This is a genomic window from Pseudomonas sp. FSL W7-0098 (assembly GCF_005930585.1).
GTDB lineage: Bacteria > Pseudomonadota > Gammaproteobacteria > Pseudomonadales > Pseudomonadaceae > Aquipseudomonas > Aquipseudomonas bubulae.
Genome location: NZ_RXHW01000004.1, coordinates 446,407 through 459,860 on the forward strand (window position 1 = coordinate 446,407; position 13,454 = coordinate 459,860).

Annotated in this window: 9 protein-coding genes; 6 read left to right on the top strand and 3 right to left on the bottom strand. The window is 58.1% G+C overall.

The genetic code is table 11. From position 1 onward, the window contains the following. The first annotated feature begins 59 nt into the window (after positions 1-59). The 6 genes from FHL07_RS10250 (at position 60) to FHL07_RS10275 (ending at position 8,039) form a co-directional block, all read left to right on the top strand. The gene (locus FHL07_RS10250; protein WP_094999526.1) at positions 60-1,046 is read left to right on the top strand and encodes a phosphate ABC transporter substrate-binding protein PstS; all 987 of its coding nucleotides are present in this window, start codon (positions 60-62) and stop codon (positions 1,044-1,046) included. A gap of 217 nt (positions 1,047-1,263) precedes the next feature. Further along, positions 1,264-3,549 carry an ABC transporter permease subunit gene (locus tag FHL07_RS10255; protein ID WP_138738433.1) on the top strand — a complete coding sequence of 762 codons (2,286 nt, stop codon included), beginning with the start codon at positions 1,264-1,266 and terminating at the stop codon, positions 3,547-3,549. Between the two features lie 15 nt (positions 3,550-3,564). Next, the gene (gene pstA / locus FHL07_RS10260; RefSeq protein WP_095017950.1) at positions 3,565-5,235 is read left to right on the top strand and encodes a phosphate ABC transporter permease PstA; all 1,671 of its coding nucleotides are present in this window, start codon (positions 3,565-3,567) and stop codon (positions 5,233-5,235) included. A 155-nt stretch (positions 5,236-5,390) separates the two neighbouring features. Next, complete coding sequence (gene pstB, locus FHL07_RS10265) at positions 5,391-6,224, top strand: phosphate ABC transporter ATP-binding protein PstB (RefSeq protein ID WP_094999523.1); 834 nt, start codon at positions 5,391-5,393, stop codon at positions 6,222-6,224. Between the two features lie 85 nt (positions 6,225-6,309). Beyond that, the gene (gene phoU, locus FHL07_RS10270) at positions 6,310-7,071 is read left to right on the top strand and encodes a phosphate signaling complex protein PhoU (protein WP_094999522.1); all 762 of its coding nucleotides are present in this window, start codon (positions 6,310-6,312) and stop codon (positions 7,069-7,071) included. A 77-nt stretch (positions 7,072-7,148) separates the two neighbouring features. Next, a complete protein-coding gene (locus FHL07_RS10275) occupies positions 7,149-8,039 on the top strand; it encodes a response regulator (protein ID WP_094999521.1) in 891 nt (296 codons plus the stop codon). 69 nt (positions 8,040-8,108) lie between these two features. On the opposite strand, the gene FHL07_RS10280 is transcribed toward FHL07_RS10275, so the two are convergent. The 3 genes from FHL07_RS10280 to FHL07_RS10290 all read right to left on the bottom strand — a co-directional run bounded on the left by FHL07_RS10280 (position 8,109) and on the right by FHL07_RS10290 (position 13,436). Further along, positions 8,109-8,825, bottom strand: coding sequence for a hypothetical protein (locus FHL07_RS10280; protein ID WP_095017952.1), 717 nt, complete (start codon positions 8,823-8,825; stop codon positions 8,109-8,111). A 43-nt stretch (positions 8,826-8,868) separates the two neighbouring features. After that, the gene (locus FHL07_RS23635) at positions 8,869-9,444 is read right to left on the bottom strand and encodes a hypothetical protein (protein WP_178084386.1); all 576 of its coding nucleotides are present in this window, start codon (positions 9,442-9,444) and stop codon (positions 8,869-8,871) included. Positions 9,445-9,791: 347 nt separating this feature from the next. After that, positions 9,792-13,436, bottom strand: a complete 3,645-nt coding sequence (locus tag FHL07_RS10290; RefSeq protein ID WP_094999518.1) for a tubulin-like doman-containing protein — start codon at positions 13,434-13,436, stop codon at positions 9,792-9,794. Positions 13,437-13,454 lie beyond the last annotated feature (18 nt).

Here is a 13,454-nt window from a genome sequence, read left to right on the forward strand (position 1 = left end):
CACATGGCCTGCAGATACTGGCCCCCGATTCATCTAACCCCGTTTGCTAGGAGTAAGGCATGAAACTGAAGCGTGTGATGGCGGCCCTGACTTTTGTCGCCGCAGGCGTTGCAACTGCCAATGCGGTTGCCGCTGGTGTTGACCCGGCTATTCAGCCCTACGTGAAGACCACTGGTGTGTCGGGCAACCTGTCCAGCGTTGGTTCCGACACCCTGGCGAACTTGATGACCTTGTGGGCTGAGGCGTACAAAAAAGAATACCCGAACGTAAACATCCAGATTCAAGCTGCCGGTTCTTCGACCGCGCCGCCTGCGATTACTGAAGGCACCGCTAACCTGGGCCCGATGAGCCGCAAAATGAAAGACAACGAACTGGCTGCCTTCGAGCAGAAGTACGGCTACAAGCCTACCGCCATCCCGGTGGCAGTGGATGCCCTGGCCGTGTTCGTGCACAAGGACAACCCGATCAAGCACCTGACCATGGAACAGGTTGATGCGATCTTCTCTTCGACCCGCCTGTGCGGCGCCAAAGCCGACGTTAAAACCTGGGGCGACCTGGGTGTGACCGGCGACCTGGCCAACAAGCCGGTTCAACTGTTTGGTCGTAACTCGGTATCCGGCACTTACGGCTACTTCAAGGAAGAAGCCCTGTGCAAAGGCGACTACAAGCCTAACGTGAACGAACAGCCGGGCTCGGCTTCGGTTGTGCAGTCGATCAGCAGCTCGCTGAACGGCGTCGGTTACTCGGGCATCGGTTACAAAACCGCCAGCGTGAAGACCGTGCCTTTGGCTAAAAAAGGCAGCACCGAGTTTGTCGAAGACACCGAAGAAAACGCACTGAACGGCAAATACCCGCTGTCGCGTTTCCTCTACGTGTACGTGAACAAGGCGCCGAACAAGCCGCTGAACCCGCTGGAAGCCGAGTTCATCAAGCTGGTCCTGTCCAAGCAAGGTCAGGAAGTGGTCGTGAAGGATGGCTATATCCCTCTGCCAGCCAAAGTCGCTGCCAAAGCATTGGCTGACCTGGGCCTGAAAGAAGGCGCATAAGCAGACGCCATGTGGGAGCGGGCTTGCTCGCGATGCAGGCAACTTGGTACATCAGACCTATTGAGTTGACGCCATCGCGAGCGAGCCCGCTCCTGCAGGTCTGCCTCGCAACCGCTTCACCAAATTTTCCATTCCGCTGCCAGCACCGTTGGGCGGCGGATTTTTTGCGTCACTGCTTTGTCATCTTTCTGTCATACAGGACCGCTAGGGTGTGCGCATGAATGATCTGGCCAATTCCCCAATGACTACGACATCCGCTCCCAAGCGCATTGATTTCAATACGCCTGAACTGCAACGCAAGCGCCGTATCCGCGCGTTTAAAGATCACCTGACCCGCTGGTATGTATTTATCGGCGGTCTTGCCGTGCTTGGCGCAATCACTCTGATCTTCTTCTTCCTGGGCTATGTGGTTTATCCACTGTTCCAGGGTGCCGACCTGAACGCCAAACAGGCGATTACGCCGGTGTGGATGCAGGACGCCGGCAAGCCGCTGATGATCTCCATCGAAGAGCAGAATCAGGTCGGTATGCGGGTGTCCGACAAGGGCATGGTGTTGTTCTTCAATGCGAAGAACGGCGAAGAGCTGTCGCGGGTCAACCTGCCGTTGCCGGCCGGCACTCAAGTGACTTCTCTGGGTGAAGACCAGCCGGGTAATCCGGTGGCGGTGCTGGGCCTGTCCAACGGTCAGGCGCTGGTGTTCCGTCACAGCTATAAAGTCAGCTACCCGGATGGCAAGAAGACCATCACCCCGGCAATCGAATACCCGTATGGCGAAACGCCAATCGTCCTCGACCCGCAGGGTGGTGCACTGGATCACGTCAACCTCAGCGTCAACGATTCAACGCTGGTGCTGGCCGGTTCCTCGGGCGCGCAACTGAACGTGCTGTCACTGGCCCGCGAAGAAAACATGATGACCGACGAGGTCACCAACACCGAGACCCGTATCGACCTGCCGCAGATGACCGCGAAGGTCAAAGCGCTGTATATCGACCCGCGTCAGCAGTGGTTGTATGTGATCAATGATCGCGCCCAGGCCGATGTCTTCAGCCTGCGCGACAAAAGCCTCAACGGTCGCTACAAGCTGGTGGATGACGCAGCCACCGAGATCACCGCCAGCACACAACTGGTGGGCGGTATTTCGCTGATTTTTGGTGATTCCAAGGGTGGCCTGAGCCAGTGGTTCATGGCCCGAGACCCGGATGGCGAGCAGCGCTTCAAGCATATCCGCAGCTTCCAGATGGGCACGTCGCCGATTGTTGAAATCACTGCCGAGCAACGCCGCAAGGGCTTCCTGGCTCTGGACGCGGCCGGCGAGATCGGTGTGTTCCACAGCACCGCGCATCGCACCCTGCTGGTCGAGAAAGTGGCAGAAGGTCCGGGCGTCATGGCGTTGTCGCCGCGTGCCAACCGCATCATCGTGGAAGAGGGCGGCAAGCTGCTGCCACTGACCCTGAAGAACCCGCACCCGGAAGTGTCCTGGAGCGCGCTGTGGAGCAAGGTCTGGTACGAGAACTACGACGAGCCTAAATACGTCTGGCAATCGACAGCCGCCAACACTGACTTCGAACCGAAAATGAGCCTGGCGCCATTGACCTTCGGTACCTTGAAAGCAGCGTTCTACGCGATGTTGCTGGCGGCACCTCTGGCCGTTGCCGCAGCCATCTACACCGCTTACTTCATGGCTCCAAGCCTGCGCCGCAAGGTCAAGCCGGTGATCGAGCTGATGGAGGCGATGCCGACGGTAATCCTCGGTTTCTTTGCCGGTCTGTTCCTGGCGCCGTATGTGGAAGGCCACTTGCCGGGGATTTTCAGCCTGCTGGTGCTGATGCCGATCGGCATTCTGGTGGCGGGCTTCACCTGGAGCCGCCTGCCCGAGTCGATCCGCCTGCGTGTGCCTGACGGTTGGGAAAGCCTGATCCTGATCCCGGTGATTCTGTTTGTATGCGGCCTGTCGCTGTATATGAGCCCGTTCATGGAAGCCTGGTTCTTCGGTGGCGATATGCGCCTGTGGATCTCCCACGACCTGGGCATTACTTACGACCAGCGCAATGCTCTGGTTGTGGGTCTGGCAATGGGCTTCGCGGTGATCCCCAACATCTACTCGATTGCTGAAGATGCCGTGTTCAGTGTGCCTCGCGGTCTGACCCTGGGTTCGCTGGCGCTGGGTGCCACACCGTGGCAAACCATGACCCGCGTGGTCATCCTGACGGCCAGCCCGGGGATCTTCTCGGCACTGATGATCGGTATGGGCCGTGCGGTCGGCGAGACGATGATTGTGTTGATGGCCACCGGTAACACCCCGGTCATGGAAATGAACCTGTTCGAAGGCCTGCGTACCCTGGCGGCGAACGTGGCGGTGGAAATGCCGGAGTCGGAAGTGGGCGGTAGCCATTACCGCGTCCTGTTCCTCTCGGCGCTGGTGCTGCTGTTGTTCACCTTCATCATGAACACTCTTGCCGAACTGATTCGTCAGCGTCTGCGCAAGAAATATTCGTCGCTTTAAGGAAGGTAGAAGTCTGTGAAACAGAACTCCCTCAAAGGCTGGTTCAAGAGCGGCGCTCCAGGCGTCTGGATCAGCGGTGGCGCAGTGTCCATCGCCGTCATCATGACCATCGGGCTGCTCTCGGTGATTGCCGTGCGTGGCCTGGGCCACTTCTGGCCGGCCGACCTGATCCACGCTGAATACAACGTGCCGGGTGATGCCAATCACCTGGTGATCGGCGAAGTGGTGCAAAAGGAAGAAGTGCCCCGCGAGCGCCTGAAAAGTGCGGGCCTGCCGGTGCCGGAACAAGGCCCGGAGTTCATGACCCGGGAGCTGATCAAGGTCGGCAACCGTGACCTGAACGGTAATGATTTTACCTGGGTGGTCGGCGAGTGGTTGACCAACCAGAGCACGCCGCCCGAGTTGATGGCCATTGAGCGTCGCGAGTGGGGCAACTTCTACGGCTACCTGGTTAACGTCAAGGAAAACGGCAAGGTGGTGGCAGAAGGTGCCGCGGCCTGGCCGGAGCTGCAAGCCCGGGTCAAGCGTGTCAATGACCTGGCCGCGCAACTGAGCCAGCTTGAGAAGAAAGACATCGGCGCGATCAACTACGGTCTGGAGCGCATCCGCCTGCACGGTCGCAAGCTGGAGCTGGAAGGCAAGCTGACCCCGCAAGCACAGGCTGACATGGAAACCGAGCGCGCCGAGCTGAATGCCCGCTACAAGGCCATCGAGGACCGCCTGGGCGAACTGCATGCACAGTTTAACCGTGACAGCCTCACGGCCCGGGATGCCAACGGCAAAGAGCTGGAAATCGGCATCGGCAAGGTGGTCAAGGTGTACCAGCCGAATGCGATGAACAGCTGGCAGAAACTGGCCATGTACTTCAGCAATATCTGGGAATTCCTGAGCCAGGATCCACGTGAAGCCAATACCGAGGGCGGGATCTTCCCGGCCATTTTCGGCACGGTAATGATGACCCTGATAATGGCGGTGATCGTGACGCCGTTTGGCGTACTGGCGGCGGTTTACCTGCGTGAATATGCCAAGCAAAACACCTTGACCCGGATCATCCGTATCGCGGTGAACAACCTGGCAGGCGTACCGGCCATCGTTTACGGCGTATTCGGCCTGGGCTTCTTTGTGTATGTGCTGGGCGGCTCGGTTGACCGCCTGTTCTTCGCAGAAGCATTGCCTGCGCCGACTTTTGGTACACCTGGCCTGATGTGGGCTTCGCTGACCCTGGCGCTGCTGGCCGTGCCGGTAGTGATCGTGGCCACCGAAGAAGGGCTGGCGCGGATTCCGCGTACAGTGCGCGAAGGCTCGCTGGCGCTGGGTGCAACCAAATCGGAAACCCTGTGGAAAATCGTGCTGCCAATGGCCAGCCCGGCCATGATGACCGGCATGATCCTCGCCGTGGCCCGTGCCGCCGGTGAAGTGGCACCGCTGATGCTGGTGGGCGTGGTCAAACTGGCGCCGTCGCTGCCGCTGGACGGCAACTACCCGTACCTGCACCTTGACCAGAAGATCATGCACCTGGGCTTCCATATTTATGACGTCGGCTTCCAGAGCCCGAACGTCGAAGCCGCCCGACCGCTGGTATACGCCACGGCGCTGCTGCTGGTGCTGGTGATCGCGACCCTGAACCTGTCCGCAGTGTGGATTCGTAACCACCTGCGCGAGAAGTACAAGGCGCTGGATAGCTGATAGACACATGACCTGTGGGAGCGGGCTTGCCCGCGATGGTATCGGTAAGGTTTCAGCGTGAAACCGAGGTGCCTGAATCGCGAGCAAGCCCGCTCCCCCAGAAGAAACCCGGTTACTGAAAAACCGAAACGAATTTTTAGCGTATGGAGCAACCCATGCAGCATGAATCCTCAACCCACGGCATCAACATGTCCGCCTTGGGTCGCACCAAACAAAGCTTGAACCTGGCGAACGAAGAAGTCGCTATTGAAGTCCCGGGCCTGAATCTTTACTACGGTGAAAAACAGGCCCTGTACGACGTCAGCCTGAATATCCCGAAACAACGGGTCACGGCGTTTATCGGCCCGTCCGGCTGTGGCAAGTCGACGCTGCTGCGTACCTTCAATCGCATGAACGACCTGGTGGACGGTTGCCGCGTAGAAGGCGAGATCAACCTGTACGGCAACAACATCTACCGCAAGGGCGAGGATGTAGCCGAACTGCGTCGCCGCGTCGGCATGGTATTCCAGAAGCCCAATCCGTTCCCCAAAACCATTTACGAGAACGTGGTTTACGGCCTGCGCATCCAGGGCATCAATAAAAAGCGTGTGCTCGATGAAGCCGTCGAATGGGCGCTCAAGGGCGCGGCGTTGTGGGACGAAGTCAAAGACCGCCTGCACGACTCGGCACTGGGTTTGTCCGGTGGTCAGCAACAGCGTCTGGTGATTGCCCGTACCATCGCGGTAGAGCCCGAAGTGTTGCTGCTCGATGAGCCATGCTCGGCACTCGACCCGATCTCGACGTTGAAAGTCGAAGAACTGATCTACGAGCTCAAGTCCAAGTTCACCATCGTGATCGTAACCCACAACATGCAACAGGCAGCCCGTGTCTCGGATTACACGGCGTTCATGTACATGGGCAAGATGGTTGAATATGGTGACACTGACACGCTGTTCACCAACCCGGCCAAAAAGCAGACCGAAGACTACATTACCGGGCGCTATGGCTAGTTTGAGCGGCGTTGCCCGTTCTATGTCACGATAATTCGGCTGGCCGCTAACCGCGTGCAGCTCACAGCTTTTGCGGAGCAGAACCATGATTTCAAAGGATGGCCTCACCCATCACATTTCCGCGCAGTTCAACGCGGAACTCGAAGACGTGCGCAGCCACCTGCTGGCGATGGGCGGCCTGGTCGAGAAGCAGGTCAACGATGCGGTGACCGCACTGATCGAGGCCGACTCGGGCCTGGCGCAACAGGTGCGTGAGATCGATGAACAGATCAACCAGATGGAGCGCAATATCGACGAGGAGTGCCTGCGCATTCTGGCCCGTCGTCAGCCTGCGGCGTCTGACTTGCGATTGATCATCAGCATTTCCAAGTCGGTGATCGACCTGGAACGCATTGGTGACGAAGCGACCAAGATCGCCCGTCGGGCCATTCAGTTGTGCGAAGAAGGTGAGGCGCCGCGCGGATACGTTGAAGTGCGCCATATCGGTGACCAGGTGCGCAATATGGTGCGTGATGCACTGGATGCGTTTGCCCGCTTTGACGCCGATCTTGCCCTGTCTGTGGCGCAGTACGACAAAATCATCGACCGTGAGTACAAGACCGCGCTACGTGAGCTGGCCACTTACATGATGGAAGATCCGCGTTCGATCACGCGTGTGTTGAGCATCATCTGGGTGCTGCGCTCACTGGAACGTATCGGCGACCACGCCCGCAATATCTCGGAGCTGGTGATTTATCTGGTACGCGGTACAGACGTGCGGCACATGGGTCTCAAGCGCATGCGCGAAGAAGTTCAGGGCACGGGTGCTGATAACGCTAATGTTGCGTCGTCGCCTGACGATAAATAAGGCAGCCCGATCTAAAAAACGCCCGGCTCAATGCCGGGCGTTTTGGTTTTCGGGCGTTCATATCCAAGGAGCAGTCGATGAGCAAGGTTAGTGTGCTGGTGGTAGATGACGCGTCGTTTATTCGTGATCTGGTTAAAAATTGCCTGCGTAACTACTTCCCGGGCATCAGGATCGAAGACGCGGTCAACGGCCGCAAAGCCCAGGCCTTGCTGTCCCGTGAAGCCTTCGATCTGGTGCTGTGCGACTGGGAAATGCCGGAGATGTCCGGCCTTGAGCTGTTGACCTGGTGCCGCGAGCAAGACCGTCTGAAAACGCTGCCCTTTATCATGGTCACCAGCCGTGGTGACAAAGAGAACGTGATCCAGGCCATTCAGGCCGGAGTTTCGGATTTCGTCAGCAAACCCTTCACCAATGAGCAGTTACTGTCGAAGGTGAAGAAGGCGTTCACCAAGGCGGGATTGCTGAGCGCCGTGATGGCCAGCACCCCGACGCGGGTTAATTCGGCCTTTGGCAATGACTCGCTGAATGCATTGACCGGTGGCAAGGCGCAGGTCGTGACCCCGACGTCGGTGACATCTGCCCCGGTTGCCCCGGCACCACGGCCGGCACCTGTCGCGGCACCGGCGCTGACCAGCCGTGGTCAGGGGCAACTGCGTTTGCCCAGCGGTACCCAAACCTGCGTGATCAAGGCGTTGAGCCTCAAGGAGGCGCTGCTGGTGGTGCGTCGTGGCGAAGTGCTGCCTCAGGTACTGGACAGTGCCGTACTCGACCTTGAGCAGGGCGAGAACGCCGAGGTGGCGCGTTTGAACGGTTATCTGCATGCCATCGTGGCATTCGAGCCAAAACCGGACAGTGCGTGGTTGCAACTGACCTTTCGCTTTGTCGATCAGGACGCCGACAAAATGAACTATCTCTCGCGGCTGATCGCCCACGGCACGGCGCAGAAGCATTTTGTGCCGGGTGCGTGATGACAGGAGCCTGTGTAGCCGCGGCCTCGTTCCTTCAGCAGCGGCTACAGGGCGAATGCAACCCGCCAGCTATCGATCCAGAAATGCCAGCTGATAGGTCTCGCGATCAATCATCACCAACTGCACATTGTTGATTCGGGTGTTGGCCGGCTTGCCGTTGACGGCCACCGATGTTTCGATCCGGTAGATCCCCTGCGGCGCACGCTCATCGAGGGTGATGGTGAAGGTGTTCTCGTAACCGCCACTGCCGCCTTTGGTGTTCGCGATCTTGCTGCCTTCTTTCAACGGCTTGGCCTCGTTGGGGGCAAACAGGCGGATCTCTTCCTTGATTTCGCTGATCGGCTGGGTCGCACCGTTGATCGCAACAATATTGGAAACCACGGTAATCGGTTGACCCCGTTTGATGGTCATACCGGGCTGGATACTGGTGTCGTAGCTAACCAGTTCTGGCTGGGCCGGTTGTTTCTTGCCCGAGGTTTTATATTGTTGTTCAACTTCTTGAGCGGTTTTGGTCTGTACCGACTTGGCATTGATCGCGAAACAGGCGGCCATGCCGGCAACCCCGCCAATCAATACGCCTGCGCCTTTATCGTTGGCACCGCTCACAGCAGCACCCGCTGCCGCACCTGCTGCAATTGCCAGCCCGCACTTCATCCAGTCGCTGCCACTCCAGTTGGTCGGGTTGATGCTGGCAGAGTCGATATTGGCGCAGCCTTGCAGACCCAGTAGCGAAGCCAGGCCCAAGGCCAGCAAGCGTTTATCCAAAGAGTTGGAGGGCAATTTCATCAGTAACTTCCAAGTAAGAGAGGGGAAAACTCATACACCCTGATTATTCGATCCGGGTTCGATTCAGTGCTTCTTTGAGTTGTTGTTCAGCCTGGCGGATGATGTTGCGCGCCCGACTATTGTTTGGGTCCATACCTAGCACGACCCTGGCCACGGCAATTGCAGACTGGTACTCCCCGGCATTGAGCGCGTTTTGCGCTTGTTGCAGGGAGGCATTAACAGCTTTGGCAGCCTGTTGCTGCTGTTGGTCACGCACCTGGCGATCGGCCGCTTCCTGGCGCTGGCGCTCAAGAGCTTGCTGTTCGCGCAGGGCATCGGCTTGTCGCGTCGCCTCGGCGGCCTGGGCTTTGAGCAACTGTTGTTTCTGCTGCGCCTCCTGCAATTGTTGCTGGCGCGCCTGGGCGGCCTGCGCACGCTGCAGCAGACTCAAGGCCCGAGGGTCATTGCTGTCCTGTTGCAAGGCGAGCCCGGCATTGTCCAGCGCGCAAGCAAAGTCCCTGGTGTCAAAACAGCTTTGACCGGTTTGCAAAAAGGCATCGAGCTTTTGCTGGCTTTGCCCGGCCATCATCTTGATTGCAACGTAGCCGCCCACCACCACTGCCAGAGTTACAACTGCCATTATCAGGGCCGGTTTTCTGTTGGTGGGCGCTGGTGTTGCGGCAGGCGGCGCAGGTGGGGGAGCCGCCGGACCTGGTACAGGTGTTGGCGCTGCAGCAGGTATGTCCCGGGCTGGTGGAGCACTGGCAGGTGTGACGGTTGCTTTGGGGGCAGGGGTGGCTGGCCGAGCCTTGGGTTCAGGTGCAGGTACCGGGGTAACCGCTGCGGGCGCCTGCTGAAGCGGGGCGCCGCAGAACGGGCAGTATTTAACTGGGCCGCAGAGCCCCTGACCGCAGGCGCTGTTGGCGCATGAGGTCGGGAATGCAGAGGCTTTGGCTGACGATGCGGACATGGTCTTCTCGTGTGCGCTCAAGGTGCTGGCGGTGGAGCCGGGGCTGTCAGAGGAGGGCCGCCCACGGCTGGCGCAAACAGGTGCGCAAGCTCCATGATTTGCCCGGCCGTCTGCCAGGCAGGCATGCCTTCACGCCACAGCAGGCTGTCGCGGGTGATTTGCCCGGACTGCACATATTGCTGCAATTGCTGGGTGTTGTAAGGGCCGTAATTGGTCCCGCTGACACTCAGGTGGTAGCTGTGCTGTGGTGCGGCGAACGGTGGTGGTGCGCCGTTACCTGCTGCTGGCGGTGGTGGAGCCATACCTGCTGGCGGGGCTGCACTGGCTTGGTTGAACAGATTTTCCAGCCAGCCTTCGTTAAAGAACTCTTTAACCACGGTGAGTTTTTCGCCGTGGAGGGCATCCACTTCTTCTTTGTACACATCAGCCAGGGAGCCTTCGATATGACGGCCCCATTGCCCTTTGTATTGCTCGGCAAGCGTACGCAGCTTTTTCGCGTCAGCTGGAGCCTGACGGTTCAGTCGAGCCAGATATTCGTTCTTCAACAACTCGGCGATCTTGAACGGAAATGCTTCAAAATTGCTGGATACACCTTTCTCGTTCGTGCGTTTCTGCGCTTTGTAGGCGCTGGTACTTAAATCTTCGAACACTTCTACCAGCGCCGCCACTTGAGCGTTATCCAGGCGCAAGGACTTCTCCTTGACCTGCGCAGTAATGTCGGTGCGATGAATACTGTGGAAGCCGCTTTGACGAATGGAGAACTCATCACCAATGGTGAAGTTGTCCTTGGCGATGAGGAACTCGTACAAGCCGTTGTTCAGACGCTCCAGGATGCCCAGTGCAATAGCGTGCAGAAAGAGTTTGAAGTCTTCGGCAAACTGGCGGTATTGCTCCTGGTTGAACTGGATGGGCTGCACGAACTGGCTGATGCGTTTGTGCACATGCAACGGGATGATTGCACTTTCTTTGCGATAGCTGGCCAGGTAAGTCGACAGCTGGGTCAACGCCGGGATCGGGAAACCGCTTAACTCGGTGTAGCAAATCAGTTTGCCGGGCATACCGGACTCCACAAACTGAATTTGCCCGGCGGTCATCCCCGTGCCTTGCGGCAGACACTGGGCCAGTTGGGCGCCATAAGTGCGGCTGAACTCACTGGCGTTTTGTACGCCAATCAGACAGGTGTAAAGGTCTTTGTGAATATCAAAGTCGCCATTGAGGTTCAGTGGCACCCAGGGCATGGCCCGCTGCAGCAGCAGGCGGAATTTCTCGCGCTGTTCATCCGGGGTCAGCGCAGCCAGGGCCGTCATCAACGGGTCGACGCCCGGCAGATTCTTCGGCAACTGCTGTACGGCCTTGTTGCGTAGCTTGAGCAGCAACTCTTCCTGGCCTTCTTGAGTCTGCAGTTTGCCAAACAAGGTTTTCGAGCCGCCGAAGTCCTTGAATGCATCCTTGGCCCACTCACGTACTTGCTGGCTGTCGACGGGTTGTTCGTCGTCGTTTTTCACCAGTTGCAGCGGGATCAGCGTGGCGTGTTGGGTGTGGATGCTCGCCTTGATTTTGGCGATATTGGCATCGATACCTTTGAGCAAGTTATCGACTGCGTTGCGGCCATCCTGCAGGCGGCCGACAAAGCCACTCCAGAGTGGGCGGCCGTTGTTGTCGACCGATTCCTTGCGCCCCAACCATTCGGAAATGTCGCGCAGCAATTGTGCAGCCTCGCGGGCAGCGACCGAGCGCACATAGAACAGCAGGCTGTCGCGCAGTGTGTCTTTGACTTGGCTGATCACGGTGTCGGCTTGTTTTTCTTTACCGCTCAGGCGGGCCAGCAGGCCTTTGCCCGTGGTTTCTTTCAGACGCTCGAATTCCCGGGCAAGCTCTGACGACTCGAGCTTTTCAGACAGTTCCTTGAAACGCCCGGCGTTTTTTTCCAGTGCGGGAATGATGCCGTTATCGTTTTCAAGACGGTCCTTGATCATTTCGACCAGCGCCAGGGTGTAATCCAGCCCACCGCGCTCGTCGTCGTCGAGACGACGGAACAGCTGCTCGGGCAAGCTGTCTTCACGTGTCCATTGAGCGAAACGCTTGAGCCGGTTTTCCTTGATGCGCACCTCATGGTTGCGCTCGGCGCTGTCGATGGAACTGCCTTTGGTATCACGTTCCAGTTGCTGCTGAATTTCGCGTACCAGTGTCAGCCATTGATCCTTATCGGCGCCGCCGTTCTGCAGGCGCTCGAACAAGACCTCGACCTTTTGTTCGATCTGGGCAATGACGCTGTTGTCACCCTCGACCTGCAGCAGGTCATCGGCAATCTGGTAGTGAGTGAACTCACCCGTAGCCTGGGTCAGCTCTACGCGAGACAGAAACTCGGGTAGATCTGTGAACGTGCGCGCAGTGATTGTCAGCTGTTCCTTGAGGAACTCGTCGCGCTCTTTATCGGTCGGGCGATTGCCCGTGACTTCCGCGTTGGCCACACCAAAGAATGCCTTGAGCATGTGTTGCACTTGCTGGTTAAGGCGTACGTTCTGGCGGGCATCGATCTGGGTGTCGAGCACCGCCTGCCCTACGGAGGAGTAAGCGCGCGGGAAGCGCAGCTTGGTGTCGCTGCCGTAATCTTGCGGCAGGCTGACGTCAAAGCTACGGATCTTGAACTGGTTCTGGTTGACGGCCACCGAGCGCTTTTTGTTCGCGAAGTCTTGCGAGGTGAAGTCGGTGAACAACACATCGGAGACCATCTCGTAGATGTCTTCCTGGTTTTCGGTTCTGGCTTGCGCGACATTGCCGTTGTCGAGGATGAACACATCATCGTAGGGACGTGATTCGATAAACAGGTTGTCGGTGGCGTCCCAGTGCTTGAGCAACGGGTTGCCGCGCATGCAGGTTTCCAGTTCCATCAAGGCGGCGTAGCCGTTTGCCTGTACCCGCTCGGTATTGAAGGCATTGAAGCCGCCTGGCAAAACAAAAAACAGGTCGACCTTGCCGGAGATATTGTTTTCTTTAAGGATTGCCTTGGCCAGGTAGCCCATGTCCAGAAATGACCCTGAACCTGTGCCGCCCGCTGCAGACCCGGTGATGACGATGCGGATTTTGCCGGGGTCAATTTCCAGGCCGAGTTTTTTCAGCTTGTCAGCCTGAGTGCCGATGTTGTTGAGCAAGCGCCCGACCTTGTCGCGCAATTTGTCGCGAATGGTGGGGTATTTGTCGAAAAAATACAGGCGGGACAACGCGCGAATCTGTCCGGCCCCTTTGGAAGGGTCAATCCCCAGGGATTTGATCTTGTCCGGTGTCAACGGGAACCACTCGGCCACCTCACGGTGACGATTGAGCTCATCAATGGAGTGGGTGTACTTGCTCAGGTGCAGAGGTTCAATGACTTTTTCTTCGGAGGTGAAGGCCACCTGCTCGGCAAGTACGTCAGTTTTGACCGATTTGCCATCCTGGGTCACTTCGCCGGAGTCGAGGTCGAAGTTGATGAACTGCACCAGCGGAAAATCCGAAATGTGCTGTACCTGATTGTTTCCTCCCCAAATGGCATTGAGGATGCGCCGGCGCAGGCGGATGTTGACCTTCATGCCGGTGCCGCCCAGGGCGATAAACAAGGTGGGGTGAATCTTTTCACTGACCGGAGGGGTTGCCGGGCCGGAAGGTTGTGCACTCTTGTCCATCTAAAACTCCATGAGCCC